This is a genomic window from Streptosporangium album (assembly GCF_014203795.1).
Lineage (GTDB): Bacteria > Actinomycetota > Actinomycetes > Streptosporangiales > Streptosporangiaceae > Streptosporangium > Streptosporangium album.
The window spans coordinates 500,608-526,686 of the sequence record NZ_JACHJU010000001.1; the positions used below are offsets into that span (position 1 = coordinate 500,608).

24 protein-coding genes are annotated in these 26,079 nt (G+C 69.2%); 12 read left to right on the top strand and 12 right to left on the bottom strand.

Annotated features, from left to right (window positions below):
- Positions 1 to 8: 8 nt before the first annotated feature.
- From FHR32_RS02265 to FHR32_RS02275, 3 genes are all read left to right on the top strand, one after another.
- Entirely contained in the window at positions 9 to 815 is an 807-nt protein-coding gene (locus tag FHR32_RS02265) for an SAM-dependent methyltransferase (protein WP_184752528.1), read from the top strand.
- Entirely contained in the window at positions 815 to 1,732 is a 918-nt protein-coding gene (locus FHR32_RS02270) for a TIGR03619 family F420-dependent LLM class oxidoreductase (RefSeq protein ID WP_184752530.1), read from the top strand. Before FHR32_RS02265 ends, FHR32_RS02270 begins: the two co-directional genes overlap by 1 nt.
- Before the next feature lie 71 nt (positions 1,733 to 1,803).
- Complete coding sequence (locus FHR32_RS02275) at positions 1,804 to 2,190, top strand: acyl-CoA dehydrogenase family protein (RefSeq protein ID WP_246465909.1); 387 nt, start codon at positions 1,804 to 1,806, stop codon at positions 2,188 to 2,190.
- Positions 2,191 to 2,346: 156 nt separating this feature from the next.
- Here the strand turns inward: FHR32_RS02275 and FHR32_RS02280 are convergent, their stop codons facing one another.
- From FHR32_RS02280 to FHR32_RS02290, 3 genes are all read right to left on the bottom strand, one after another.
- A complete protein-coding gene (locus tag FHR32_RS02280) occupies positions 2,347 to 3,387 on the bottom strand; it encodes a family 2 encapsulin nanocompartment cargo protein polyprenyl transferase (RefSeq protein WP_184752533.1) in 1,041 nt (346 codons plus the stop codon).
- A gap of 13 nt (positions 3,388 to 3,400) precedes the next feature.
- Complete coding sequence (locus FHR32_RS02285) at positions 3,401 to 4,786, bottom strand: family 2B encapsulin nanocompartment shell protein (RefSeq protein WP_184752535.1); 1,386 nt, start codon at positions 4,784 to 4,786, stop codon at positions 3,401 to 3,403.
- 560 nt (positions 4,787 to 5,346) lie between these two features.
- Complete coding sequence (locus FHR32_RS02290) at positions 5,347 to 5,619, bottom strand: GlsB/YeaQ/YmgE family stress response membrane protein (RefSeq protein WP_184752537.1); 273 nt, start codon at positions 5,617 to 5,619, stop codon at positions 5,347 to 5,349.
- A gap of 307 nt (positions 5,620 to 5,926) precedes the next feature.
- On the opposite strand from FHR32_RS02290, the gene FHR32_RS02295 reads away from it, so the two are divergent.
- The 5 genes from FHR32_RS02295 (at position 5,927) to FHR32_RS02315 (ending at position 10,423) form a co-directional block, all read left to right on the top strand.
- A complete protein-coding gene (locus FHR32_RS02295) occupies positions 5,927 to 6,325 on the top strand; it encodes a hypothetical protein (RefSeq protein ID WP_184752539.1) in 399 nt (132 codons plus the stop codon).
- Between the two features lie 94 nt (positions 6,326 to 6,419).
- Positions 6,420 to 7,283, top strand: coding sequence for an NAD(+)/NADH kinase (locus tag FHR32_RS02300; RefSeq protein ID WP_246465911.1), 864 nt, complete (start codon positions 6,420 to 6,422; stop codon positions 7,281 to 7,283).
- A 216-nt stretch (positions 7,284 to 7,499) separates the two neighbouring features.
- Positions 7,500 to 7,724, top strand: coding sequence for a hypothetical protein (locus tag FHR32_RS43975; RefSeq protein WP_246465913.1), 225 nt, complete (start codon positions 7,500 to 7,502; stop codon positions 7,722 to 7,724).
- A 195-nt stretch (positions 7,725 to 7,919) separates the two neighbouring features.
- A complete protein-coding gene (locus FHR32_RS02310) occupies positions 7,920 to 9,119 on the top strand; it encodes an FxsB family cyclophane-forming radical SAM/SPASM peptide maturase (RefSeq protein ID WP_312881886.1) in 1,200 nt (399 codons plus the stop codon).
- Positions 9,116 to 10,423: an HEXXH motif domain-containing protein gene (locus tag FHR32_RS02315; protein WP_184752543.1), complete on the top strand. Its 1,308-nt coding sequence runs from the start codon at positions 9,116 to 9,118 to the stop codon at positions 10,421 to 10,423. The genes FHR32_RS02310 and FHR32_RS02315 overlap by 4 nt, the downstream gene beginning before the upstream one ends.
- Positions 10,424 to 10,462: 39 nt before the next feature.
- On the opposite strand, the gene fxsT is transcribed toward FHR32_RS02315, so the two are convergent.
- Positions 10,463 to 12,946, bottom strand: a complete 2,484-nt coding sequence (gene fxsT, locus FHR32_RS02320) for an FxSxx-COOH system tetratricopeptide repeat protein (protein ID WP_312881887.1) — start codon at positions 12,944 to 12,946, stop codon at positions 10,463 to 10,465.
- A gap of 307 nt (positions 12,947 to 13,253) precedes the next feature.
- On the opposite strand from fxsT, the gene fxsA reads away from it, so the two are divergent.
- The 3 genes from fxsA to FHR32_RS02335 all read left to right on the top strand — a co-directional run bounded on the left by fxsA (position 13,254) and on the right by FHR32_RS02335 (position 16,373).
- A complete protein-coding gene (gene fxsA, locus FHR32_RS47105; RefSeq protein WP_376773267.1) occupies positions 13,254 to 13,436 on the top strand; it encodes an FxSxx-COOH cyclophane-containing RiPP peptide in 183 nt (60 codons plus the stop codon).
- Positions 13,437 to 13,515: 79 nt separating this feature from the next.
- Positions 13,516 to 14,397 (top strand): SIR2 family NAD-dependent protein deacylase, encoded by an 882-nt coding sequence (locus FHR32_RS02330; protein ID WP_184752549.1) that lies wholly within the window; start codon positions 13,516 to 13,518, stop codon positions 14,395 to 14,397.
- On the top strand, positions 14,394 to 16,373 hold the full coding sequence (locus FHR32_RS02335; RefSeq protein ID WP_184752551.1) for an nSTAND1 domain-containing NTPase: 1,980 nt from the start codon (positions 14,394 to 14,396) through the stop codon (positions 16,371 to 16,373). The genes FHR32_RS02330 and FHR32_RS02335 overlap by 4 nt, the downstream gene beginning before the upstream one ends.
- On the opposite strand, the gene FHR32_RS02340 is transcribed toward FHR32_RS02335, so the two are convergent.
- The 4 genes from FHR32_RS02340 to FHR32_RS02355 all read right to left on the bottom strand — a co-directional run bounded on the left by FHR32_RS02340 (position 16,300) and on the right by FHR32_RS02355 (position 21,120).
- Positions 16,300 to 17,127, bottom strand: coding sequence for a hypothetical protein (locus FHR32_RS02340; protein ID WP_184752553.1), 828 nt, complete (start codon positions 17,125 to 17,127; stop codon positions 16,300 to 16,302). The genes FHR32_RS02335 and FHR32_RS02340 overlap by 74 nt on opposite strands.
- A gap of 332 nt (positions 17,128 to 17,459) precedes the next feature.
- Positions 17,460 to 18,644 (bottom strand): hypothetical protein, encoded by a 1,185-nt coding sequence (locus FHR32_RS02345; protein WP_312881889.1) that lies wholly within the window; start codon positions 18,642 to 18,644, stop codon positions 17,460 to 17,462.
- Positions 18,645 to 18,854: 210 nt separating this feature from the next.
- Positions 18,855 to 20,783 carry a DNA helicase RecQ gene (gene recQ, locus FHR32_RS02350; protein WP_221465221.1) on the bottom strand — a complete coding sequence of 643 codons (1,929 nt, stop codon included), beginning with the start codon at positions 20,781 to 20,783 and terminating at the stop codon, positions 18,855 to 18,857.
- 76 nt (positions 20,784 to 20,859) lie between these two features.
- Positions 20,860 to 21,120 carry a hypothetical protein gene (locus tag FHR32_RS02355; protein WP_184752557.1) on the bottom strand — a complete coding sequence of 87 codons (261 nt, stop codon included), beginning with the start codon at positions 21,118 to 21,120 and terminating at the stop codon, positions 20,860 to 20,862.
- A 44-nt stretch (positions 21,121 to 21,164) separates the two neighbouring features.
- Between FHR32_RS02355 and FHR32_RS02360 the strand changes: the two genes are divergently transcribed.
- Positions 21,165 to 21,656 (top strand): MarR family winged helix-turn-helix transcriptional regulator, encoded by a 492-nt coding sequence (locus FHR32_RS02360; protein WP_184752559.1) that lies wholly within the window; start codon positions 21,165 to 21,167, stop codon positions 21,654 to 21,656.
- 93 nt (positions 21,657 to 21,749) lie between these two features.
- Here the strand turns inward: FHR32_RS02360 and FHR32_RS02365 are convergent, their stop codons facing one another.
- From FHR32_RS02365 to FHR32_RS02385, 4 genes are all read right to left on the bottom strand, one after another.
- Positions 21,750 to 22,376: a class I SAM-dependent methyltransferase gene (locus FHR32_RS02365; RefSeq protein WP_221465222.1), complete on the bottom strand. Its 627-nt coding sequence runs from the start codon at positions 22,374 to 22,376 to the stop codon at positions 21,750 to 21,752.
- Positions 22,377 to 22,566: 190 nt separating this feature from the next.
- Complete coding sequence (locus FHR32_RS02370; RefSeq protein ID WP_184752561.1) at positions 22,567 to 23,460, bottom strand: slipin family protein; 894 nt, start codon at positions 23,458 to 23,460, stop codon at positions 22,567 to 22,569.
- Positions 23,461 to 24,006: 546 nt separating this feature from the next.
- Positions 24,007 to 24,402, bottom strand: coding sequence for a VOC family protein (locus tag FHR32_RS02375; RefSeq protein ID WP_184752563.1), 396 nt, complete (start codon positions 24,400 to 24,402; stop codon positions 24,007 to 24,009).
- A 907-nt stretch (positions 24,403 to 25,309) separates the two neighbouring features.
- Complete coding sequence (locus FHR32_RS02385; protein WP_221465223.1) at positions 25,310 to 25,951, bottom strand: TetR/AcrR family transcriptional regulator; 642 nt, start codon at positions 25,949 to 25,951, stop codon at positions 25,310 to 25,312.
- Positions 25,952 to 26,079: the final 128 nt, after the last annotated feature.

Genomic DNA, 26,079 nt, shown 5'->3' on the forward strand with positions numbered 1-26,079 from the left:
GGGCGAACGTGGTGGAAGAAGAGTGGGCGAGGCGGGGGATCGACGTCAACACTCCGAGCGTCGCCAGGCTGTACGACTACTACCTCGGCGGCAAGGACCACTTCGCGGCCGACCGCGCCGCGGCCGAGGAGATCCTCTCGATAGCCCCCGAGCTGCGCATGGCGGCCCGGGAGAACCGCGCCTTCCTCGGCCGGGCCGTCAGGTTCGCGGCGGAGGCGGGGATCAGGCAGTTCCTGGACATCGGCACCGGACTGCCGACACGGGGCAACGTCCACGAGGTGGCGCACCAGGTCGCACCGGACGCGCGCATCGCCTACGTCGACAACGACCCGATCGTCCTCGTGCACGCCAGGGCGCTCCTCCGCGATGCCCGTGAACAGGTCACGGTCGCCCCGGGTGACCTACGACAGCCCGAGGAGATCCTGAAATCTCCCGAGGTCCAGCACCATTTCGACTTCTCCGCGCCCATGGCCGTGCTGCTGGTGGCGGTCATGCACTTCATCACCGAGTCCGACGACCCCCGGCGCATCGTGGCCACATTGCGGGACGCCATGCCGTCCGGCAGCTATCTGATCCTCTCCCACGGCACCGGCGAGCACCGGGCCGAGGCCGCGGACAGGGGGACCAAGGTCTACGAGCGCGCCAACTCGCCACTCGTCCTCCGCCCCCGTCAGGAGATCCTCGACCTGTTCGACGGATTCGAACTGGTGGATCCGGGACTCGTCTGGCTGCCCGAGTGGCGGCCGGACGGACCTCCACCTCATGGCGATCCCTCGCAGGAGCTGATCATGTGCGGTGTGGGGAAGAAGGTCTGATGACCGCCCGCCTCGGGCTGGGACTGCCGCAGTACGGCCGGTTCGCCGACCCGGAAGCGCTCGTCACCGTCGCGCGGGAGGCGGAGGCGCGGGGTTTCACCAGCCTGTGGGTGGGCGACCGCCTGCTGACACCGCTCGCCCCCAGGGACCGCTATCCCGGCGGCGACGGCACGATCCCGCACGCGCACCGCACGTTCCTGGACCCCTTCGCGGTCCTGTCAGTCGCGGCCTCCGTCACCTCGCAGATCCGCCTGGGCACCAGCACGCTGAACGCGAACTGGTATCCCCCCGCGCTGCTGGCCCGATCGCTCACCACGATCGACCAGCTCAGCTCCGGCCGCCTGGAGGTGGGATTGGGCCTCGGCTGGTCCCGCGACGAATACGCGGCGGCCGGCATCCCCTGGGAGGGGCGGGCCGCGCGGTTCGACGCCACGCTCGACGCGCTCGAGACCATCTGGCGTGACGACCCGGTGAGCGTCACCGACCGGCGATGGGACATCCCGCCCAGCCACATCTTCCCCAAACCCGCCCAGCTCCCCCGGCCTCCCGTCCATCTCGCCGGTTTCTCACCCGCGGCGCTGGCCCGCGTGGGCCGCCGCGCCGACGGCTGGCTCGCGGCCTCCATGCCTCTGCCCATGTTGACGGCGATGTGGGGAACGGTCAGAGAGTCGGCCGAGCGGAACGGGCGCGACCCGGACGAGGTGCGGGTGATCGTGCGAGCCAACCCGATCGTGGCCGGCTCCCCCTCCGGTGCCGCACCACCGGGGAGCCGGACCGTGGAGCAGATCGGCGATCACCTCAGGGCCACCGCCGAGGCGGGCGTTCACGAGATCTTCCTGGACCTCCAGCAGACCGCGCACGACCCCGCCCACCTGCTCGACCTGGCCGAGGCCCTGCGCAAGGCGTCCGGCCTGTGAGCCGGGTCACTGGTTGACGTCGCGGTCTCCGGGCAGTCGGACGGGCACACGGACCTGAGGGGACTGCGGCGATGATGACAGGTGACTTCTACGACTACTTCGAACTGCTGGACGAGGCGTGGACCAACGCGCGGTTCCCGCACCGGCTCATCCCCGAATTCGCGAAGCTCGACATCGCGGGGCTGCCGTACCGGGGTGCGCGGAGCCTGCTGACCGGGTTCGTGGTGCTGGAGATGAACCGGGTGGGCCCCTCGATGGGGACATTCTTCGGCGTGCACAACGGGCCGGCGATGGGGAGCATCGACCGGCTGGGCTCCGACGAGCAGCGAGAGCGGTGGTTGCCGTCGATGGCCGCGATGGAGAAGATCGGGGCGTTCGCGCTGACCGAGCCCGACGGCGGTTCCGAGTTGCCGGTTCCGGATCCCAGCTGGTTCGGTCCGCCGAAGAACACGTTGTAGCGGTTCACGGGGTCCTGACCTTCCGATCGAGTGGTGCAAGATCGCCCTGAAGTACAGAAGACACCTTAACCACAGACCCCGCTTAAAGATCATTTCCGACACTCCGACCGCCGCAAGGACCGACCAGGCCCGTCCCCGGCCGGCCCTCCACGTCGTTCAGTGGTCGCGACGGGCGACAAGGCGGGCGAGCACCGCCAGCTCGGCGCCCGGCACGGACGCCGAGCCGGCCGCGCCCAGATGGCCCAGCGCCCGCGTCAGCAACTCGTCGGCCTGCGCCTGGCTCCAGGCACGACCGCCCACGGCGTCGACGAGCTCGGCGGCCCGGACCAGATCGGCGTCGGACAGGGGATGCTCCCCGTGATAGAGCCTGGCCAGCTCCCGCCCGGCCGAGGTCGAGGAGGCGAGCGCGGCCACGACCGGAAGGGACTTCTTGCGGCTGCGCAGATCCGAGTAGACCGGCTTACCGGTCACCGCTGGATCTCCCCAGATGCCCAGGAGATCGTCGACGAACTGGAACGCCAACCCCAGATCCCTGCCGAAGGCGTCCAGGTGCTCGACCTGCTCCTGGCCACCTCCGCCGAGCAGCCCACCGAGCGCGCAGGCGCACCCGAGCAGAGCGCCGGTCTTACCCGCCGCCATGCTCAGACACTCGGCGAGCTCGACATCCTGGCGCCGCTCGAAGGCGACGTCGGTGTTCTGGCCTTCCAGCAGCTCCTGGATCGCGACGCTGAAGATCCGCGTCGCCCGCGAGGTGTCGGGATGCCCGCCTGTGGCGAGCACGTCGAAGGCCAGGGTCAGCAGGGCGTCACCGGCCAGGATGGCCGGACTGACACCGAAGACGGTCCAGGCGGTGGGACGGTGGCGCCGGGTCCTGTCACCGTCCATCACGTCGTCGTGCAGGAGGGAGAAGTTGTGCGCCAGCTCGACGGCGACCGCGGCCGGCAGCGCGGCGGCGGCACCACCCCCCACGGCCTCGGCCGCCAGCAGGACGAGCGCGGGACGGATCGCCTTGCCGGCGTCCGCCCCGGCCGGTCGGCCGTGCTCGTCCCACCAGCCGAAGTGGTAGCCGGCGATGCGCCGCATCGATGGGGGCAGCCTGTCGGCCGCCGGGCGCAGGGCGGACTCGACCATGTCGCGACTCCAGTCCAGCACCTCGCGCGCCGAACGCCCCCCGGCTGTCACCTCAACCGCGGTCATGTTCCTCCCTCTCTCAGTGGCCGAGCTCGACGTCTTCGAGGATGCCGAGCGCGTCGGGGACCAGCACGGCCGCGGAGTAGTAGGCGCTGACCAGGTAGGAGATGATCGCCTTCTCGCTGATGCCCATGAAACGGACCGACAGGCTGGGCTGGTACTCGTCGGGAATGCCCGTCTGGTGCAGCCCGACGACGCCCTGGTTGTCCTCCCCCGTCCGCATGGCGAGAATCGACGTGGTGCGGGTGCCGGTGATGGGGATCTTGTTGCAGGAGAAGATCGGGACGCCACGCCAGGCGGGCACGGTGCCCCCGCCGATGTCGAGGCCGACGGGGTAGATCCCGCGGCTGTTGCACTCCCTGCCGAACGCCGCGATGGCGTAGGGGTGGGCGAGGATGAACTGCGTGTTCCTCCGGCGGCTGAGCAACTCGTCAAGGTCGTCAGGGGTGGGAGGCCCGCTCCTGGTGTGGATCCGCTGCTTGAGGTCGGCGTTGTGCAGCAGCCCGAAATCGGGGTTGTTGATCAGCTCGTGCTCCTGGCGCTCCCGCAACGCCTCGATCGTCAGCCTGAGCTGCTGCTCGATCTGGTCCATCGGGTCGTTGTAGAGGTCGGCCACCCGGCTGTGCACGCGCAGCACGGTCTGCGCGACGCTCAGCTCGTATTCTCGGGGCGAGACCTCGTAGTCGACGAACGTCCCCGGCAGGTCCGGCTCTCCCGCATGCCCGGCCGCCATCTCGATGGCGGCCTCCCCATACTTGTTCTGCGGCCCCTTCGGACCGGCCTGTACCCGGTGCAGGTGGGCCTGGAGCGCCTGAGACTGGTCGGCCAGCTCCTGGAACGCCTGCCGGGGCAGGATCATCGCCGTCCCCGCGGTGATCGCCTTGACCGTGAACTCCCACTCCGCCTGCGGCCCCGCCAGCATCTCGTCTCCGAAATGGTCGCCGTTGGCCAGCACCCCCAGGATGACCTCGTCACCGTAGGGTCCGGTGCCGACCTTGTTGAGCTTGCCGTGCGCGATGAGCACCACCTCGTCGGCCGGCCGGCCCGCCTGCGCGAGCACCTCCCCGGCTGCGAACTCCCGCTGCGCGAACCGCTCCCCCAGCGCCTGCAGCAGCTCGGAGTCGTCGAAGTTGCGCAGCGTCGGCAGCTCGCACAGCTCGGCCGGGACCACCTTCACCTGCGATCCGACGGTGGTGAAGCTCACCCGCCCGTCGCCGACGGTGTAGCTCAGCCGCCTGTTCACCCGGTAGGTGCCGCCCGAGACCTGGACCCACGGCAGCATCCTCAGCAGCCACCGGGAGGAGATCTCCTGCATCTGGGGCGCCGTCTTGGTCGTCGTCGCGAGATTGCGCGCCGCGGCCGTACCCAGACTCAACTGCGCCCTGCCGGCATCGAACTCCGTCACAACACACCACCTGTCCGCACTCGTGTCGAAAGAGAGAAATGAGGGGTCGAATCAGAAAAGGGAAGAAGCGGAATCGACCATCGCCAAAGCCGCAACATCGCCCTATTCCTGGCACGAAAATCCGGATGCAGACCGCGATCACGGACAGGACTGATTTTGGAGTTCTCCTAAATAGCCTGTCAAGCATTAAATATTATTTGGCAAAATTCAAACGCTACCATTATCAGGAAATGCGGAACTAAAATATAAAGACTCGGTTTTGACGGTTATCATCATGGATCGCCCACGCCTGCCCCTTGCTGGGCGATCCGGCTTTCAGGCGAGGACCGGGTGGCGGCCAGAGCGGGTGGGGAGCCGTCATGAAGGGGTCACCGGCTCTGTTCCGGAGAGCGCGGCCCACGGGCGATCCTCACCGGGCACCGGGGAGACCGGCCCGCCTCTCCCGGGTCTCACCGGCCCGCGGATCGTACGGCAGTGGCCCCGACCAGGAGATCCCCGGCCGGGGCCACGGTCGGCGCCCGTGCGGGCGGACCGGATGTCGAACAGTCGATCCGGATCCGCTAGCGGACCCCGCGCCTGCCGTACAGGGTGACTGCCAGGTAGACGCCCGCCGCGGCCAGGACCACCTGGATGAGCAGCTGGATCCAGTCGAATCCCCGGGTGACGCCCACTCCGAGCGCGCGGGCGATCGCGGTGCCGATGAGTGCCGCGACGATACCGATCACGATGGTGAGCCAGATCGGGATGCTCTGGCGCCCCGGCAGGACCAGGCGTCCCAGTGCGCCGATGATCGCTCCGATGACGATGGCGGTGATGATGCCGGTAATTGTCATGGTCCACGCTCCCCATACTTGTCTACTGGTCGTATACCCCTAAAGAGAGAATTGACATCCTTCCGGGTCTCAGGACACCGGAATTCCCGAACAGAGGGGCCACGGACCCCCATAACGGCCGGAGCCCACCCCCGCGCCGCCACTCCACGGCCACGGTGCCGCCGGGCGGCGCGGCCCGGTCATCACCGATATGATCTCTCTGTCCGGCCCCGGTCCGGCAGACCGTCGTGCGCGGTCGTTCCGCGTTTCCTCCCCGTCCTGAGGAAAACGGGGCGTCCACGCTGTGGGTGCTTGGCGAGGAGACCACGTGACCACTGGAGAACAGCCCGGCCGGACCCCGCCTCCCGACCTCGACGACACGACCGTCGAGGCGCTGGGCAGATTGTCGGAGGCCCTGGAGACCACCGAACGGGCCCGCGGCCACCTCTACTCCTTCCACCAGCTCACCGGCCACGCCGACCTGCAACTCGACCGTGCCGTGGAGTTGCTGCGCGCCGCCGGCCACGCCGACCTGGCCGACACCGTGGCCGACGAGCTGATCGGCCGCGACGTGCTGCCCGGCCAGTGGACCTTCCAGGTCGTGGAGGAGTACGACGACGGCTACTACCGTTCCTTCACCGAACTCGAGGCTCGGATCAGGGACCGGCTGGCCGGCGGCCGCCGCCACCTGTACGAAGCGCTGATGCGGGCGCGACGTCAGAGCTGAGGACCACATGCCCGAGCCCGCGCGTCCCATCCGCCCGGCGGACGGAACGTAAGCCGGACATCCGCTGCGGGACGGCGCACCGTACAGTGTCGGCATGGGCATGGTCGAAACGGTGGGTCTGGTGCTACACCCGCGACGCGACTCGAAAGTGGCCATCGACACGATCGTGGAGTGGGCCCGCGATCGGGGGGTGACGGTGTACGGCCTGCCCGACGAGATCGGGCGGATCGACTGCAGCGCGGTCGCGGTCGACGCCGACACCCTCGTGGAGTGCGCCGATCTGCTGGTCAGTCTGGGGGGCGACGGCACCATGCTGCGCACCATGCGGCTCATCGCGGGACGGCCCACCCCCATCCTCGGCGTGAACCTCGGCAAGCTCGGCTTCCTCGCCGAGATCGACGTCGACGACCTGCCCTCCGCGCTGTCGTTCATCGACAACCACGAGTACACGGTCGAACCCCGGATGGCGGTGCGCGCGATTCTGCCCGGCGACCAATCCGTGACCGCCTTCAACGACATCGCCCTGGTCCGCATCCCCGGCGACGGGCTGTCCGCGGTGGCGATCTCGGTGGAGGGCCATCCCTTCGTCCGGTACGCGGCCGACGCCGTCATCGTGGCGACGCCCACGGGTTCGACCGCCTACAGCTTCTCCGCGGGCGGCCCGATCGTGTCCCCGACGGTCGAGGGGTTCCTCGTCGTGCCGGCGGCGGCCCACTCGGCGTTCAACCGGGCGCTGGTGCTCTCCGCCGACGAGCAGGTCATCCTTGAGGTGCTCCCGACGAGCGGCCGGCTGGCCGTGGAGGTGGACGGGGCGATCGGCGCCCATCTGTGCGCCGGAGACCGGCTCACCGTCACCGCGATACGTGCCCTCGCCTGGGTCGTACGGCTCGGCACCACGAGCTTCTACGAGCGAGCCCGCCGCAAGCTGCGGGTGAACGACAGCGCCGAGATCGGCTAGGGCGCGTTCTGCGGGTCTTCGCCATGGCGGGACCCGCCTGACCGTCACGCCGACGGTGACGCCCACCATCACTCCTCCCCCGGGTAACGCCACCGGCCTGGTCGGCTGGGCGACCCAGGGTGGCGGAACCACCGGGGGCGGCGGCGCCCTGGACGTCAAGCGGGCCAGTGACCACGTCACCGTCTCTGGAACAGGTTCTTCGACCACGACAAGACCATGCTGCTCGGCCACAGCGACGGCAACGGCGGCGAGGACATCGGGCACCTGCGGGTGACCTACCACCACGACTGGTTCGACGGCACCAACCACTCCGTCAAATCCGGTGCCGGGGACGCCGGGGGGAGCGTGGCCTCCATCCCCTACTCCTACTCGCTCGACCCCGCGGCCAACGTCAAGTCGGTCGTGAGCGCCGGCGCCGGTGCGGGCCGGATCGCCCTCTGATCCCGCCGCGAGCCCTCCGCCGAACTCCCTGAGCGTGACCGGGCCCCCGGGAGCGGGGTCCGGTCACCCCTGGCCCGTATTTCGGCCCCACACGTGGCGGGACCGAAATACCGGGCGTGCCGGGGAGCCTTCGCTATGCTGATCTCTCCCGTCACGGCGGGCTACAGCATCTGGTCTCAGCGTGGAGGCTTATCCGTGCCCGAATGGCCTTCCACCCTCGACGTGACGGAGCTGACGACCGGCGGCTGGCGCCCGACCCCGTTCCGCCAGTTCATTCTCAAGATCCACAGCCGATGCGATCTCGCGTGCGACTACTGCTACATGTACGAGATGGCGGATCAGAGCTGGCGCTCCCGCCCTCGCCAGATGTCCCCGGCGACCGTCGCCGCCGTCGCCACCCGGATCGCCGAGCACGTCCACGCGCACGCCCTGCCCACGGTCGAGGTGGTCCTGCACGGGGGCGAGCCGCTGCTCGCCGGGCAGGAGCCGATCCGGGAGGTGGTCTCCTCGATCCGTTCCGCGGTCGGCCCCTCCGCCCGCGTCGACGTCAGCCTCCAGACCAACGCGACCCTGCTCGACACCGCCTACCTCGAGCTTTTCGCCGAGCTGAACGTACGGATCGGCGTCAGCCTCGACGGCGACGCGGAGATGCACGACAGGAACAGGCGACGCCCCGGCGGTGGCGGCAGCCATGCGGCGGTCGTCGCCGCCCTGGACCGCCTCTCCTCCTCCCCCTTCCGGCACCTGTTCGCCGGCCTGCTGTGCGCGGTCGACCTCCGCAACGACCCGATCGCGACCTACGAGGCGCTCCTGGAGTTCGATCCGCCGGCCGTGGACTTCCTCCTCCCCCACGGCAACTGGTCTGCGCCCCCGCCCGGCCGCGTGCCGGGCTCGGACGCCACGCCGTACGCGGACTGGCTGATCACCGTCTTCGACCGGTGGTACGGGTCTCCCCGGCAGCCGACCCGCATCCGGCTCTTCGGTGAGATCATGCACCTGCTTCTCGGGGGGGTGTCCACGAACGAACAGGTGGGGCTCTCCCCGGCCGGGATGGTGGTGGTCGAGACCGACGGCGGGATCGAGCAGTCCGACATCCTCAAGTCCGCCTACGACGGTGCGGCGTCCACCGGACTGCATGTGGCACGTGACCCCTTCGACGCGGCGCTGGCGCTTCCCTCCGTCGCCGCACGCCAGATCGGCGAGCTGGCCCTGGCGCCGCAGTGCACGGCGTGCCCCGTGGCACGCGTGTGCGGCGGGGGCCTCTACGCCCATCGCTACCGCGCGGGCAGCGGCTTCGCCAACCCCTCGGTCTACAGTCCCGACCTGCTCCGCCTCATCACCCACATCAGGCGAGCGGTCGCAGCTGATGTGTCCACGCTGAAAGGATCTCGATGAACCTCCGTGAACACCGGATTCCCGCGGATACGTTCTCCGATCTGTCGGCGGGCGGGGGTGGCGTGGCGGCAGCACGCCTGCTCGCGGCCACGCAGTACAGCAAGCACGTGCTCCTGGTGCGCGGGGTCGTGGACACGGCTCGGGCGGCCGGGCACCCCCAGGCCGACGACGCGCGCCGGGGCTACGACATCCTCACCGCCGTCCAGGCCGGGCACCCGGAGGCCGTCGACGCGGTGCTGCGCTACCCGGCGGTCGGGGCGTGGGCCCGCCACACCGTCAGGAAGCTCTCCGAACCCGGCGCTCCCGCCGTACCGGCGCAGCTCGGAGCGCTGGCCGTCGCCGCGGCGCTACGATCCGGCACGGCCTGCACGGTCGAAGTGCCCGTGACCGACGGGACGATCACGATCCCCTCCGTGGGACAGGTCCTCGTCCCCGGCGGTGCCGGCCGGGCGACGATCCGCTGTGTTCCGGAAGGGGCGGAGGTCGTGGGAGACGGCTTCCGGATCGAGATCTCCCCGTCCTCCGACGGCGGCACCCCGGGCTGGCGGCCCCTGCGGGCCTTGACGGCCGATGCCGACGGCAGGCGCCTGCGGGTTCTGGTCGACGACCTCGATCCCTGGCGCATGCCGGGCGCGACGGCCCTGAGCGGCCGGCTCAACGCGACGCGGCTGGCGTACTGGCAGTCCACGCTGGACTCGGCCTGGGGCCTCCTCTCCCGGCATCACCCGGCGGTGGCCGACGAGGTCGCCACGGTCATCTCCGTCTTCGCCCCGATGGCCGTGGAGAACGCGGGGCAGTCCAGCGCGACCTCCCGCGAGACCTTCGGCTGCGTGGCGCTCTCGGAGCCACCGGACGGGTGCTCGCTCGCGGTGACGCTCGCCCACGAGGTGCAGCACGCCAAGCTCTCCGCCCTGCTCGACGCCGTTCCGCTGCTCGAACCCGATGACGGTTCGCGGCACTACGCGCCCTGGCGGGACGATCCCCGCCCCCTGGGGGGCCTGCTTCAGGGTGCCTACGCCTATCTCGGCGTCACCGACTTCTGGCGGCGCCAGCGCGCGCATGAGAAGGGCAAGGCCGCCGTCCTGGCCGGCGCCGAGTTCGCCCAGTGGCGGGAGGCGGCGCGCCTGGTCTCCGGCACGCTGGCGGGCAGCGGGCGGCTGACCGCGGCGGGAGAGGTCTTCCTCACCGGAATGATCACACGGCTGGACGCGTGTGCGGCCGAGCCCGTCCCGGACGAGGCCCTGGCGCTGGCCCGCGAGGCGGGCCGGCTCCATCGCGACCGGTGGATCGAGCGTAACGGTTAGGCCCTCTCCCGCGGCCCGGAAGGGACTGCGGGACGGGACTCAGATGGCGGGCGGGTCGAAGTCGAAGTCGAGGCGGTCGTCGCGGGCCGCCACGATGACGTCGGGATGGCCCTGGCCGAGCACGCGGTGGTAGCGCTCGAAGGTGTCGGCCCGGAGGGTGTCCGCCTCCTCGGCATGCCCCTCCGCTCGCAGGTCCTGGACCAGGTTGGTGGCGCAGGCGAGGGTGAGCGGGTGGTCCACTCCGAGGACGTCGCGCAGCCGGAGAAGGGTGTTCTGGCTCAAGGCGAGCGCGTCGGCGCTCTCCCCGAGGACCGCGAGGTCGCTGGCGAGATTGATGGCGCATGTCAGCGAGTAGTGGTGGTCCACGCCGAGTGTCCGGTTGAGACCCTCCAGCGATATCCGGTCGAGCTGCCGGGCCTGCTCGGCGTCCCCGTGGACCCGTAGCAGCAGCGCGAGGTTGGTGGCGCACCCGTAGTTGAAGGGGTGGTCCTCGCCGTACATCGTCGGGTAGCGGGTGGAGGTGTCCCTGAGCAGTTCGAGCGCCTCGCCGGTGCGCCCTCCGGCGCGCAGCGCGTTGGCCAGGCACAGGGCGGCCGCGAGGGTGTCGGGGTGATCCCGGCCGAAGATGCGTTCCTGCCGCTCGAAGGTGTTCTCCGCGAGCTCGAGCGCCTCGTCGATCGCGCCGGCCCGGCGCTTGGCGATGGACAGGTCCTTGGCTGCGCGCAGCGTCCAGGGGTGGTCGGCGCCGAGCTCCTGCAGGCCGTATTCCAGGGCGTCCTCGCCCAGGTCACAGGCCTCGAAGTATTCGCCGCTCAGCCGTACGACGCGGGCGAGGCCGTTGCGGAAGGCGAGGATGTTCTGCTTGCTGGAGCCTGAGCCGGCCCTGCTCTGCACCATGTAGGTTCTTTCGAGCAGTTGGCGGGTCGCGGTGTAGTCGCCGAGCAGGAGATAGTCGATGCTCAGGTTGTTCATCGCGCGCAGCGTCCGCCGGTGGTCCGGCCCGAACACCGCCTCGTGCTGACGCAGGGACTCCTTGTCGTGTTCCAGGGCCGCGGAGAACTCGCCACGTGCCCGGATGTCGGCGCCATAGCTGTTGGTGAGCAGCAGCGTCTCGGCGTGCTCCGGACCGAGCACCTCCACCATGCGGGCGAGCGTCACGCGGTTGAGGTCGTAGGCGGCCTGGTACTCGCCGAGCTCGCGCACGATGATGCCGAGATGGCGCTGGGCTGAGAGGACGTACTCGTCGTCGTCGCTGGAATCCTCCCGCCACCGGGCGAGGAGGCTCTCGACGAGCACCCGTGCCGACCTGAAGTCGCCCGAGGAGTAGAGGTAGCGCGCCACGTCGAGGACGAAACGGCGGACCTGCGGCTCCTGGCTCTGGGCGACACGCGCCGGTGTCACGTGGCCGAGCAGCTCGGAGTAGCGGGGCCAGGCCGTGTTGTCGTCGGGCTCGTCGGGCGCCGCGGCGGCGAGCAGGAGATGCACCTCGTGCCGGAAACTCTGGCTCTCCTGCGCGTTGAGCTCGTCACGGAGAAGCGCCTGGACCAGCCGGTGGACCTGGATGGTGCGGCTGACGGAGTCGAGCCGGACCAGGGCGTAGCGGCCGAGCTCACGGATGGCCCGGCTGACGAGGATGGGGTTGCCGAGCAGCGCGCCGAGCCGGGAGTCGGCCTCCGCCTGCTCGGGCAGCGGCGCGAACACGTCCCGGGGGATGGGCTCGGGGCCGAAGAAGGCGCAGCAGCGCAGGAGCTCGACGGCCGCGGGCATCTTGGAGACGAGCTGCGCCACCGACAGGGACCAGGCGGCGGTCATCGACACCGGGTAGTCCGACGGCTTGCTCTCCGCCAGCAGGAGTGCCGTCTGCTCGTGGAGCAGCCGCAGGTATTCGTCGACGGACATGCCGGTCTCGGCCTGGAGCGCACCGGCCTGCTCCAGCGCCAGCGGCAGGTCTCCGAGCTCCTCCGCCAGCCGGTCGGCCTCGTCGCGGCTCACCGCCTTGGACACCCGCTTGCTCAGGAACTCGATGCTCTCCTCGCGGCCGAACACGTCGACGGCGACCGTGTCGACGACACCCTGCCACCGGTGGTTGCGGGAGGTGATCAGGACGTGTCCCGGCCCGCGGGGCACGATCTCGTTGAGGTCTTCCGGCTGGTCGGCGTTGTCGAATATCAGCAGCCACTTGTCGTACGGCTCGCCTCTGCGCAACGCGTCCAGCACGGCCGCGGCGGCGTCCTCGATACCGGTGGTGGCCGCCGACGGCAGACCGAGGTAGGGGGCGAGCCCGGCCAGGGAGGAGCGGACCAGCATGGGCTGGTCCGCGGGGACCCACCAGACGAGGTCGTAGGCGGACCGGTAGCGGTAGGCGTACTCGATGGCGACCTGGGTCTTTCCGACACCGCCCAGCCCGTGGAGGGCGTGCGGGACCACCGCGGTGACCTCGGCGGTGACTCCCTTGCGCAGCTGTTCGAGCAGATCGTCTCTGCCGGTGAAGTTCTTGTTTCGCTGCGGAACCTTACCCCACACGTCCGGCGACCGCCCCGATGCCCGCGACGTCCCGGAAGAGTGCGAAACAGACACGCGATCGCCTCCACTGACCTAGTTCTGCGCTCATCCTAGAGCCGGTTTAACCGAACGTTTATAAGCCGGTTGGACAGAACCTTCTATTCGACTCGCTTAACTTGAAACACTTTCGTGACAACGGAGGGCGAAAAGAAGTCTCACTCCCCGGGATCATAAGTCACAAAAATCCCTAATAGCTACAAACGTCCTAGTCCATACGGGGTCGAAGTTGACCTCATAACATGGAAGGATGGAGGCGTCAAGGTGTTTGATGAGCCAGGGAGCCCAGGTGGGTGAGCAAGGTACGGATTTCGGCACAGACCTCATCGATGTGACCGATATAAGACTGAGCGACCTCGACGGAGTAGAGGAGTCCAGTCTCGCGCTCGCACTGCGCCGGTTGCTTAGCGAGGAGGACAGCGGCCCGGTCGCCGGATTCACATCGTCAATCTAACAAGGCTTGACGGCACCGCCCTGGATGTGCGAGACAAGGTGTCACAAAGGGACCTTCCACCAATAACCAGGGCGGTGTTGTGGACGACGCGGACTGGCGGCGGCTGATCGACCAACTCCGCAGCGGAGACTGCACGCCTTTTCTCGGAGCGGGGGCCTGTTACGGCACCCTCCCGACCGGCTCTGAACTCAGCAGGAAATGGGCAAACAACTACAAATACCCCTTTCCTGATGACCATGACCTCGCCCGCGTCATGCAGTACGCGGCGGTGCTGGAAGGCGACCCCGTCTCTCTCAAAGAGCAGATCTGCGAATACCTCCGATCGCACGGACTGCCGGACTTCGCCCATGCCGGCGAACCCCACGCGCTTCTGGCCAAGTTCAAGCTGCGTGTCTTCCTCACCACGAACTACGACAACTTCCTGGTGGAGGCGCTGGGGGGCGCGGGCAAAGCAGCCAGCACCGCGATATGTTCCTGGGCCGACCGCAACCCCCAGGAGACACCGGAGCTTCCGGAGCCCTCGGTCGACGAGCCGCTCGTCTACCACCTCCACGGAAGCTGGACCGAGCCGTCGTCCCTGGTCCTCATCGAGGACGACTACCTGGAGTATCTGGCCAACGTGGCGGCGGCCCAGGCCTCCGGCAACCGGACGCTGATCCCCATTCCCGTCCTGCGCGCGATGACCACCCGCCCCCTCCTGTTCGTGGGTTACAGCCTGCAGGACTGGACGTTCCGCGTGCTCTTCCACGGCCTTCTCCGCGCCATACCGGCCGTCCGCCTGCGGCGCCATGTGAGCGTGCAGCTGCTCCCACCGGTGAACACGCCGATAGCCGAGGCCGAGGAGCGGGCGAAACAGTACCTCGTCCGCTACCTGGACGCGGGATGGCGCATCTCGATCTTCTGGGGCACCGCGGCCCAGTTCTGCGATGAGCTGCGGCGCCGGCTGGGACCGGACGCATGACGTCCGCGGGGCACGTGCAGAGCGAGACCGGCCAGCCGTACGTGGGGCTGCGCGCCTTCCGGCAGCAGGACAGGGGCCTGTTCTTCGGCCGCGAGCGAGAGGCGCGGGAGATCGCCACCCTCTGGCAGGCCGACAGGCTGACCGTGATGTACGGCACCTCCGGTGTCGGCAAGACCTCACTCCTGCACGCGGGGGTCCTGCCGTTCCTCGGCTCCGACCGCGTCGACGCCCTGCCGGTGGGAAGGGTCGCCCCGGACCCGGCTCTCCTGGTCTCCACCGCGCCGGTACGGAGCGTCTACACCCTCAGCCTGCTGTCCTCCTGGTCAGCCGCACCCCCCGCCGAGCTCGCCGGCCTGACCATCCGCGACTTCCTCGACCGGCGTCCCGCACGCGTCGACCGCTACGACGATCCCATCCCGACGCTCATCTCCATCGACCAGGCCGAGGAGATGTTCACCGGCGCCCCGTACCAGGAGTCCGACCTGGAGGAGTTCGTCGCCCAACTGGCCGACGCCCTTCAGGCCAACGCGGGACTACGCCTGCTGCTGTCGATGCGCCAGGAGTATCTCGCGTCCATCGTGCCCTTCGAACGCGTGCTGGGCCAGGGCTCCCGCTCCTGGTTCCACCTGCTGCCCTTCCGGCGGGAGACCGCGCTGGAGGCCATCCGGCGGCCGTTGGACGGCACCGCACGCAGGTTCGGCGACAACGCGGCCGAACTGCTCGTGGACGACCTGCAGACCGTGACGATAGACAACGATCAGGGGGAACGGACCGTACTGAAGGTCAGCGGCGTCGAACCGGTGCAGCTCCAGGTGGTCTGCTCCGCGCTGTGGGAGTCGCTGCCGCCGGAGGTCCACGAGATCACCGTCGACCACGTACGGCTGTACGCCAACGTCGACCGTTTCCTGACGGGCTTCTGCAGGCGGATGCTGAAGGAGGTCGCCGAACGGCACAACGTTCCCGAGGGCAGCATCCGCTCCTGGCTCAAACGCGCCTTCATCACCGAGCACGGCACCCGCGGCACCGCCTACGAGGGACTCCACCAGACCTCGGGCATGCCGAACGCGGTGGTCCGGGCCCTGGAGGACCGTCACATACTGAAGGCCGAATACCGGGCGGGCGCCCGCTGGTACGAACTGCAGCACGACCGTCTCATCGCCGCCATCCGGCACACCGATCCCGAGACGTCCCTCCAGGCGGCGCGGACCGCCCTGTCCCGGGCGCAGTGGGCCCACGCGCGGGAGCTGACCGAGGACGCGGTGCGCACGGCGGAGTTCGACGACCTGGGAGTGCGCGCCGGAGCCGAGGCCATCTTCGGTGACGTCGCGGTCGGCACCGGGGAGCCGGAGACCGCGCGGAGACACTACGACGCGGCGGCCGAGATGTTCGCCGTGCTGCAGCGGGCCGACGGTGTGGGCCGGGTCCTCGCCGCCAAGGGACGCCTGTCGCTGAAGCTGGGCGACTTCTCCGAGGCGGTGAGCGCGCTCAGCGCCGCCGTCGCGAGAGTGCCGGGTGACACGTCGGCGCAGACCGATCTCGCGCGGGCTTTCTGGCACGTCGGGCAGCCGCGCGCGGCCCTCATCGTCCTGAACGGCGCTCTCGCCGTCACGGGCGAGACACTGCTGGACGCTCTGGCCCTTCGCGGGGCGATCCTCGCGGACCTGGACCAGCCCAAGGCCGCGCTCCGCGATCTCGACCTCGTCCGCCAGCACCAGCAGCCCGCGACCCTCGCGGCCCGCGCGCTGGCGCTGGCCCTGGCCGGCCGCTTCGACGCCGCCGAGCAGGAGGCGGCCGACGCGATCGCGAACGCGGGACACGACGGTCCCGTGCTGCTCCGCGCCGCCCGTGTCCACGTCATCCTCGGCAACGCCGGAGCAGCCGCCGCTCTGGCCGCCCGGGCGGTCAGAGCGGATGATCCCGCCCTTCCCGAGCATCTGCGGGAGCAGGCCCGTCGTCTGCTTCCGGAGCCGGACTGACGCCCGCCGGCGTGGCCTCCCGCCAGATGTGGTCGAACTGGCGGACCCAGTAGAAGTACCAGCGCTCATTCAGCGAGCGGCTCAACTCCAGGTGCATTCTCGACGAGGTCGAAGAGTTGTGGAAACCATGGATTTCGACGATCGCCCGCCCTTTCGGGGTATCCGGGTCGATGAGCACGATACTGAATCCGGGATTGTACGGCAGGAGCCGATACCGGAACCGTCCCTCCGTCTCCCACTTGCTCATGAGGTCCAGCCGCTCGATCGCGGTGTCCAGTGCGGCCGGAAGCCTCTGTATAGGGAAATCGACGGAATCATCCAGCTGCCGGGAGGCCAGCCTCACCGCGGTCTTCTCCGCCGGGTCGAGAATCACCACACGGACCGCCCCTCCGGCGCGGGCCAGCACGACCTTGCGCAGCACTTCACAGGTCTGGGCGGAGAGCAGGTTCACCGCGGACGGCGCGAACACCCGGACGTCACGCGCGCCGGCCAGAGCCGACGACAACGGCACGGAGTCGAAGGCGGACCTGTCTCCCAGAATGCTCGCGGAGGCCTCGTGATGCTCTTCCGGGAGGGTGAGCCGGTAGACCAGAATTCCCACGCCGGAAAGGAGAGCAGCCCATTTCAGCTGATCCGGGACCACATCTCCGAAGATCGATACAAGGGCGAAGGCGAACACGACGACGGTCACGACATGGGCATCGATGTTCTGCCGGATTCTCAGGTCCTGGATTAGCCGTCGCAGCCAGACCACCACGCCTCCTGTGGGCCTTCTCGCCGCTCACGGCCCATGAGTACATTGTCGACGACGGGAATTCGGAATGCGCGTCACCAAGGCGATTCCGTTGCTGCGGTCTCTCTGCACCGCATTCGCGGATCTCGGGGCGGCGGAAGGCGACCCGGTGATCTCCGGCGGCCGTCGGTCGAGTGCGGGAGACCTGTCCGGCCGATGCCGTCGACACAGGTCCGGCACGCGGAGCGGGCATGCCACACCCGTGAGACGTTCTCCGGCGGGTCAGCCCGCCGGCGGCTGATCACCGGTCGCGGCGCGCCGAGGGGTCCGCCACGGATGGCGGCGGAGCCGCCTCAGGGACGGGACGACGAGCCGTTCACCGTCAGGACGTGCTCCGGCGTCTCGATGGCGGGGAAGGTCCCCGTGTCGATGATCCCATGCTCGTTGTAGGCCGCCTCTATCAGAGCGTGCGCCTTGGGCTCCAGCTTCCACAGGGCCCGGTACTCGCGGGCGGTGGCCAGCGTGATGCCGGCCTCATGGGCGATGTCGGTCGCGCGGGGGACGAACCTGCGCTCGATCTGCTTGTCCCAGTACTCCCGCGCCGAGCGCATCAGAGCCGCGCGCTGAGCCGTGTCGACGACCGGCTGGACGGTCCCCACCAGCTCGACCGCCTCGTCCTCGTCCTCGTCATAGCCCATGGACCTGGACGCGGGCAGTGCCGGGGAGTGCGACTCCCCGGTCTCGGGGGCCCAGGGAACGGGCGGGCTCAGGTCGATCAGGGCGGAGGTGTTGTAGAGCGCTCCGATCTGCGACAGCAGCGCCTCCTGGCGGGCCGTGTCGACGGCCAGGCCGGTGTGCTCCACCGCCCGGTCCATCGCCCGGTCCAGCTTGGTGAGCGCCGTACGCATCCTGCGGTCCGACGCCCCGGCCTCGCGGAGCGCACGGGCACGCTTGGCGGCCAGCGCGACACGGGTGAGCCTCCGGTGGGTGTCCACCTCGCTCGCGGTGCGGTCGCTGACCTCGGCCAGCCCGACGCGGACCAGCATGCGTTCGGGGGTGATCCGCCAGTTGATGCGGGCGCGCCCGGTGATGCGATGGCGCTCGATCGCCATGCCACGCTCCCAGAGCCACGCGGCCACCAGCGGAGCCGCGAGCCGGAAAACGGCCTCGGCGAGGCTGCGGGCGTCCATGCTCGACAGCACCGCGGACAGGCCGGTGAGCGTCCACACCGCGACGCCGTCGATGCCGGCGGAGTAGTTCTCCCTCATGTTGCGGCGGGCCCGCACGGCGCTGGTGATCACAGCGACTTCGATGAACGCGAAGAGCAGGAGCCTCAGGGGACCGTCGAAGCCGAGCACGTCGCCGGAGAAGCGCCACATGCCCTGGGCGGACACTCCGGTGGCGATGCTCGCGGCCACGATGGTGAGGATGTCCTCGGCCGGGCGGGGGGCGACGAAACGGTGGAAGAACCGGTTACCGGCGCGGTAAAGGGCACGGAGGATGAAATAGGCCAAGCCCAGAAGGAGCAGCGCGGTCACGCAGATGATGACCGTTCCGACCGGATGATCCGATGCGAAGGAGGTGATTTGATCGATGGGGGGCATCAGTCACTGTCCGTCATTCTCGATGTCCGACAGGATATGGACGCGATCATTCCAGAATGTTGGCACTTTGTTCGCGGAACGGGGAGGCACCCCTGTGACGGAAGGGAATCCGTGGACCGGTCCGCGAAGACCGGACCGGCGATCTCACTCGGGCGCGGGAACCGGGTCGTCCCCGGCGGAAACCTCCGCTCCGGGCGCGGGGACCGGGTCGTCCCCGGCGGAAACCTCCGCGATGGTGTCCAGGATCTGCCGGCCGTACTTCGCCAGCTTGTTCTCGCCGACCCCGCTCACCTCACCCAGCTCGGCCAGCGACGACGGGGAGCCGGTCGCGATCTCGCGCAGGGTCGCGTCGTGAAAGATCACGTACGCGGGCACGCCCTGCTCCTTCGCGGTGGCGGCACGCCAGGCACGGAGCCTCTCGAACACCGCGACGGCCTCCTCCGGCAGGTCGGCGGAGGCGGCGCGGCGGGCCCCGCCGGCCCGTGACCCGGACTCGGACCTGGCCCGCGCAGCCCGCTCCGGCTCGCGCCGCAGCATGACCTGGCGCCGGCGGCCCAGCACCTCGGCACTCGCGTCGGTGAGCAGCAGCGTGCCGTAGTCGCCCTCGACGGCCAGCAGGCCCTGGGCGAGCAGTTGGCGCACCACGCCACGCCATTCGGCCTCACCCAGCTCCGTGCCGATGCCGAACACCGTCAGGGAGTCGTGGCCGAACTGGGTGACCTTGGCCGTCTCCCTGCCGAGCAGGATGTCGATGATCTGGCCCGCGCCGAACTTCTGGCGCCGCTCACGCTGGAGCCTGAACACGGTCGACAGAAGCTTCTGGGCGACGACGGTGCCGTCCCACGCCTGGGGCGGAGTCAGGCACGTGTCGCAGTTGCCGCAGGCCGTAGCGTGCTGGCCGAAGTAGGCGAGCAACCGCACGCGGCGGCACTCGACCGTCTCGCAGAGAGCCAGCATGGCGTCGAGGTGGGTCTGCAGGCGGCGCCGGTGGGCGTCGTCGCCCTCGGAGGTGTCGATCATCTTGCGCTGCTGCACGACGTCCTGGAGGCCGTAGGCCAGCCAGGCGACGGACGGCAGGCCGTCGCGTCCCGCCCTGCCGGTCTCCTGGTAGTAGCCCTCGACGGACTTCGGCAGATCGAGGTGGGCGACGAACCGCACGTCGGGCTTGTCGATGCCCATGCCGAACGCGATGGTGGCGACCATGACGAGGCCGTCCTCCCGCAGGAAGCGCGCCTGGTTCGCGGCCCGGGTGCGCGCGTCGAGTCCCGCGTGGTACGGCAGCGCCGGGATCCCGTTCTCCACCAGGAACGCGGCGGTCTTCTCGACCGACCCCCGCGACAGGCAGTAGACGATGCCCGCGTCCCCGGAATGCTCGGAGCGCAGCAGCTTGAGCAGCTGCCGCCTGGGTTCGTTCTTGGGCGCTATGCGGTACTGGATGTTCGGACGGTCGAAGCTCGACACGAAGTGATGGGCCTTCTCCAGGTTCAGTCTGGAGGCGATCTCGGCGTGGGTGGCCTCGGTGGCGGTCGCGGTCAGCGCGATACGGGGCACGGCGGGCCAGCGCTCGTGCAGCGCGGACAGGGCGAGATAGTCGGGCCTGAAGTCATGCCCCCACTGGGCCACGCAGTGCGCCTCGTCGATGGCGAACAGGGAGATCGTGCCGCGGTCGAGCAGCCGCAGCGTCGAGTCGGTCCGCAGGCGTTCCGGCGCCAGATAGAGCAGGTCCAGCTCGCCCTCGAGGAAGGCGGACTCGACCTGACGGCGCTCGTCGGGGTCCTGCGTGGAGTTGAGGAACCCCGCCCGCACGCCGAGCGCGGTCAGGGCGTCGACCTGGTCCTGCATGAGCGCGATGAGCGGTGAGACGACGACACCCACGCCTTCCCGCACGAGCGCGGGGATCTGGTAGCACAGCGACTTTCCGCCACCGGTCGGCATGAGCACCAGCGCGTCACCACCGGCCACGACATGGTCGATGATCTCCTGCTGACCTTCCCGGAAGGAGTCGTAGCCGAAGACGCGGTGCAGCACGCGCGACGCGTCGCCCACCTCGGGATCGCTCACGGGGGAAACCATCGGGTCATTCTACGAGGCCCCGTACGGCAGGCCGGTCTTTTCACCCACGACGCGGCCGGGGCCGCTCCCTCCGGGGTCACCTCCTGCCGAAGGCTCCGATCGAGGCATGGAAGAGACCCATCAGCAGGACACCGGTGGCGAGGGCGGCCGCGCCGCCGAGAGGGTGGCGCTGTATGTGGGCTCCGGCCAGGAGTAGCGCCGCGATGCATAACATGGCCCATCCGGGCACCAGCCCACCCGGATCGAGGAGCCCGGACACCGCGAAGAATCCCGACGCGACCACGGTCACCCCCGCCACCGTCAGCGCGAATACGCGAGAGGTTCTATCGTGTGCCATATTATTCGGCATCCGAATCATGTGGGAACGCTAGCATTGGCCGTGTGCAGCCACAAGAGTCCGTCACGGAGAGCCTGGCCTTCCTTCTCGGCAAGCTGGGTCAGATGGCAACCGGCCGGTTCGCCGACCGTCTGGCCCCTCTCGGCCTGCGTCCCCGGCACTGTGCCGTCCTCGAACTGCTGGCCACCGCCCCCCTTGGACAGTTGGCCCTCGCGCAGACCATCGGGGTGACACCCAGCGTCGTCGTCGACATGCTCGACGAGTTGGAGGCCGTCGGCGCCCTACGGCGGGTGCGCGACAGCACGGACAGGCGGCGGCAGGTCGTGGAGATCACGGATGGCGGGCGCGCTCTGGCCCTGTCGGCCGCACGCCTGGCCAAGCAGGTCGACATCGAGCTTCTCCGCGAGCTCGATTCCACGCAGGCAACCGCGGTCCGTGAAGGGCTGGCCCGTGTCGCCGCCGCGCAGGGCCTACCTGTCACAGGGTCCGCGCCCACTCGGAACGCGGCCCCTACGGACCCGGGGCCGGCCACGTGAGCCGGTCAGGACGGTGCGCGAGAACGGCTCACACCAGGGAACCGGCGGGCGCATCGGCCCTCCGGTCCATCCCGCTGCCGGAAGCCGGAAGCGTCAGCCGTCCCCCTGAGTGCCCAGGGGGGTCGACGCGCTGAAGACCAGCGCGGGGGGGACGTTGAGCCAGACCGTACCCGCGGTGTCCACGGTGGCGAAGGTACGGTCCAGAAGCTCACGGAACCGCCAGAACCGCCGGAAGGGCACCACGGTCAGGGTGATGACGGTGCTGAAGGTTCCACCCGGAGCGAGCACCGTCGACACCTCGTCCAGCACGTGCTTCTGCTGATCTCCGTGGAACAGGGTCCACGGGAGCGAGGAGATGACCGCGTCGGCCCGTGCCACCCCGGCCCGCCGTAGGAGTTGGCTCAAGTCCCCGGCATCACCCGCGACCACTTCCAGCCAGGGACGGCTACGCCGCAGGTGGCGGACCATGTCACCGTTGAGTTCGACGGCGAGCTGCCGCCCGCCCTGCGGCAGGCGGTCGCGGATCGCGTCGCTGATCACGCCGCCGCCGGCCCCCAGCTCGACGACCACGGCCCCCTTGGTGTCCGGGACGACGGACGCGGCCAGGCGGGCAACGGCTTTCGAACTGGGCGCGATCGCACCCAGTTGGTACGGATTCCGTATGATCGCGCCGAGGAAGCTGCGGGTGTCCCCCTCGGCGGAAAGCGTCTCAGCACTCATCAGAGACTCATTCCCGCAGCTAGGAGCGTTATGCCGGGTTTACGTGCTTGCTGACCGACATCCCCGGACGCCCTCTCGGCCGGCAGGCCGAGGCCCGCCGGGGCCGCCCCGCCGGGATGAGACCACGGCCATGGATCCCGGCGGCTGCAGGGTGCCGGAAGCCGCGCCCGGCGGCGAGGCCGGGCGCTGCCTACCGGTCGGCTTCCACGCCGTTGGGTACGGTCCGGTCGAGGATATGGGTGTCGGGGAGACGCTGGTCGGCCGGTGTCGACGGGCCGTCGGACAGCGCTGGGGCGGAGTGCGGGGCGGCACGGCCGGACTCGGAGGGTGTTGCCCGTTCCAGGAAGCGGAGCAGTTCGACGGGGAAGGGCAGCACGAGGGTGGAGTTCTTCTCGGCGGAGACTTCGACGACGGTCTGGAGCAGGCGTAGTTGCAGCGCGGCGGGATGCATGGCCATCGTTTCGGCGGCTTGAGCCAGCTTCTTCGAGGCCTGTAGCTCACCCTCGGCGGTGATGATGCGGGAGCGCCGTTCACGTTCCGCTTCAGCCTGCCGCGACATGGACCGCTTCATCGACTCGGGCAGCACCACGTCCTTGATCTCGACACGGTCGATGTGCACGCCCCAGCCCACAGCCGGGCTGTCGATCATCAGTTCCAGGCCCTGGTTGAGCCGCTCCCGGTTGGACAGCAGGTCGTCCAGTTCGCTCTTGCCGATGATCGACCGCAGCGAGGCCAGCGCGACCTGGCGGATGGCGGATTCGTAGTCCTGGACGCCGACTACCACACGTACCGGGTCGACGACCCGGAAGTAGATGACGGCATCCACATGAACCGTCACGTTGTCCCGGGTGATGGCGTCCTGGGCGGGCACCGGCATGGTGACGACCTGCATGTTGACCTTCTGGAGACGGTCGGCGACCGGCATGATCAGGGCGAGTCCGGGACCACGGACCTCGGCGCTGACCTGCCCGAACCGGAAGACGACGCCCCGCTCGAACTGTCTGACGACCCGGACACCGGCCTTCAGCCATATCGCGGCCAGCACCAGGACCGTGATCAGCGCAGAGATGACGATGGTGGTCATTGCGTCCCCCTATGTTCCCCCTCGGTCCTGCCGCCCGAAGGCTCCCTCAGACAGAAACGCCAGGCCAGGCCGGACGACGCGTGGTGCAGGCGTTGCGCATCGGTGTCGAAGGAACACGCACGGTCCGGGCCCTCGACCGGCGACCGGCATTGGATCTCACGCAACGTCCCGCGTTCGCGATCACTGGGCACGGCACACCTCCGGGAGGCGTCTGTCCGTCCGGCGCAGTCTGATGACTTCGCCCATTCGGACACTTTCTATCGTAACTCTGCAGAAAGTTACCGATATGCACCTTTACCGAAAAGACCACGTGGCCCGCATGTAGCCCTGATAGAGCCTGGCCACGAGGCTCTCCCTCTTGCCGGGATCACATATGGATCATCGCGCCACATATGGAGTGAAGCGAGATCCGGGATTTCACCCTCACCGCGCCAGGGCGGCCGGCGGCGGCGCGCACCTGGGGCGGCGGGTGCGCCCAGTCCGCGCCGTGGTGGATCGCGCGTCACCAGCGCGCGGGATCCACCACGGCGAGCCGGGACGGAGGGATCAGGCGAGGTTCAACTGCCAGGAGACGCCGAAGCGGTCGTTGGTCCAGCCGAAGCGCTTACTGAAGCCGTAGGAGCCGAGCGGCATCAGCGGCTCGCCGTTCTCCGACAGCGCCGCGTACAGGCGCTCGATCTCCGCCTCCGACTCGCACTGCACGTACAACGAGACCGACGGGGTGAAGGTGAAGGCGTGCGACACGTTGCTGTCGATGGCCATGTACTCCTGGCCCGCCAGCGTGAACGTGGCGTGCTGCACGCCGCCCTCCACGCCGGGGCCCTCGGAGCCGTAGCGGACGAGAGTGTGGATCTTGGCGTCGTCGAACAGCGACGTGTAGAACGTCACCGCTTCCTCGGCGGCACCTTGGAACATCAGGAAAGTGGTGATCTTCTGCGACATCGGATGGACTCCCGTCAGGGTGTGGAGAAGGTGATGGTGTTCTTGGCCACGGAGGCGGCCTGCTCTCCGGTGGCCCCTTTCTCGGGTGAGCCTCGCCCTTGGCCCGGGGCTCGCGCCGGCTCGGCCAGACACGGCCCCAGAACCGGCGAAAGCGCTCCATCCACTGATCGACCTCGCATAGACGCCGCATCGCCGACGTACAGCCGCCCAGCACCCCGGACCCGCACGCCGGACCCGCTGTCGCGCAGGGCTCGCAGATGCTGCGGGACCGCCGGCTGGGAGATCCCGAACTCCCGCCGAATCACCGCGGTCACCCCACCTGAGCTCGGCTCACCGTCGGCCGGCAGTTCCAAGATCCGGTGCCGGACCGCCAAGGACGTCGAACGCGTGCACTCGACGAGTGTTTCAGCTTGAACTTATATAAGTCAAATACGATAGATGGGGATGCCGTACAGAATCCGGCCGAGCCCAGCGGCGCCACAGGGCCGGTCGCGGCAGCCGGCGGCTGGAGAAAGGCAACCCAGACGGGGACCCGACCAGGGCCGATACTTACCCTGACCTGCGGTTACAGTTCTTGGGGACCCACCAGTGCCCGATCCCGTCCGTGGTCGTTGTCACTCAGTTGGTCACCCAGAACTCACGCTCTCCGCATACCCTCTCGGGCCTTCCCGCAGACGTCCCGTCCATTGCTCCACAACCCGGAGGCCTGGTAGCCGAACTGGTCGAACAGGTCCGCCGTCCTTGTACCAAGTGGGTCGCTTCGCAGTCACCGGCGAGACAGAGCGCGAGTGATACCGGTGGCAATGATGGTGACTCGCACCCGGCCCGCGATGACAAGACCGTAGGCGACCCACTGGCCAGCGCCAGTGAGCATCGGGGGGATGTACGGCTTCTCGGCCGGTTCGCCTCAGGCGAGGGCGGGGGCCGCGAGCATCCCAGAGGCCATGACGCGCAGCGACGCGGCCAGCCGCGTTGCCTCTCCACGCTCCAGCAGCCGCAGGACCGGCTCGCTCTGGAGGCTGCCCAGCAGGATGTGAGCCAGCAACTCCCCGTCCAGGTCGGGGCGCCGCGCGACGATCAGCGCACTGGTGTGGCTGTGCCAGAACCGGTATACGGGATGGTCGCCGTCTTCGCCCCGGCGCTCACCCTGCTCCTTCCACTCCGGCCTGGGCGCCGCCGTAGCGGCGTGGCCGAGCGCCGCGAGGAGCCCCTTGTTGCGGCCGACGACGTCGACGATCGCGTCCAGAAAGGCCATGAGCCGCTCCTCGGGCGGGGCGCCGGGCCCCAGCGGCGGAGGTGCGCTCGCCACGGCCTCCTCCAGGGCGTAGGCCCGCTCCTGCATCAGCGCGACCATCAGTCCCATCCGGCTGCCGAAACGGTGGAACACCGTGCCCTTACCGACCCCGGCCGCGGCGGCGACCTGTTCCATGGAGATCTGCTCGGGCCGGTGCCGGGCGAGTAGCTCCTCGGTCGCTCGCAGGATGGCACGGCGGTTGCGTGCCGCGTCAGCGCGTTCGCGACGCTCCTCGATCATCGGCTTCTCTTCCACGTGGACAACTGGACCAGCGGTCAAGTACTCTCGCATCGAACTTGACCACTGGTCCACTTTATCTCCAACCCGGGAGGACGGCATGCGCCGAATCCGTTATCACGCCTATGGCGGCCCTGAGGTGCTCA

Coding starts and splice junctions, on each gene's coding strand:
- FHR32_RS02280 (WP_184752533.1), bottom strand. CDS start 3,387: ATGACCGCGGTTGAGGTGACAGCCGGGGGGCGTTCGGCGCGCGAGGTG.
- FHR32_RS02375 (WP_184752563.1), bottom strand. CDS start 24,402: ATGTCGCAGAAGATCACCACTTTCCTGATGTTCCAAGGTGCCGCCGAG.
- FHR32_RS02275 (WP_246465909.1), top strand. CDS start 1,804: ATGATGACAGGTGACTTCTACGACTACTTCGAACTGCTGGACGAGGCG.
- FHR32_RS02270 (WP_184752530.1), top strand. CDS start 815: ATGACCGCCCGCCTCGGGCTGGGACTGCCGCAGTACGGCCGGTTCGCC.
- recQ (WP_221465221.1), bottom strand. CDS start 20,783: ATGGTTTCCCCCGTGAGCGATCCCGAGGTGGGCGACGCGTCGCGCGTG.
- fxsA (WP_376773267.1), top strand. CDS start 13,254: ATGAGCCAGGGAGCCCAGGTGGGTGAGCAAGGTACGGATTTCGGCACA.
- FHR32_RS43975 (WP_246465913.1), top strand. CDS start 7,500: ATGCTGCTCGGCCACAGCGACGGCAACGGCGGCGAGGACATCGGGCAC.
- FHR32_RS02300 (WP_246465911.1), top strand. CDS start 6,420: ATGGGCATGGTCGAAACGGTGGGTCTGGTGCTACACCCGCGACGCGAC.
- FHR32_RS02335 (WP_184752551.1), top strand. CDS start 14,394: ATGACGTCCGCGGGGCACGTGCAGAGCGAGACCGGCCAGCCGTACGTG.
- FHR32_RS02315 (WP_184752543.1), top strand. CDS start 9,116: ATGAACCTCCGTGAACACCGGATTCCCGCGGATACGTTCTCCGATCTG.
- FHR32_RS02355 (WP_184752557.1), bottom strand. CDS start 21,120: ATGGCACACGATAGAACCTCTCGCGTATTCGCGCTGACGGTGGCGGGG.
- FHR32_RS02365 (WP_221465222.1), bottom strand. CDS start 22,376: ATGAGTGCTGAGACGCTTTCCGCCGAGGGGGACACCCGCAGCTTCCTC.
- FHR32_RS02370 (WP_184752561.1), bottom strand. CDS start 23,460: ATGACCACCATCGTCATCTCTGCGCTGATCACGGTCCTGGTGCTGGCC.
- FHR32_RS02290 (WP_184752537.1), bottom strand. CDS start 5,619: ATGACAATTACCGGCATCATCACCGCCATCGTCATCGGAGCGATCATC.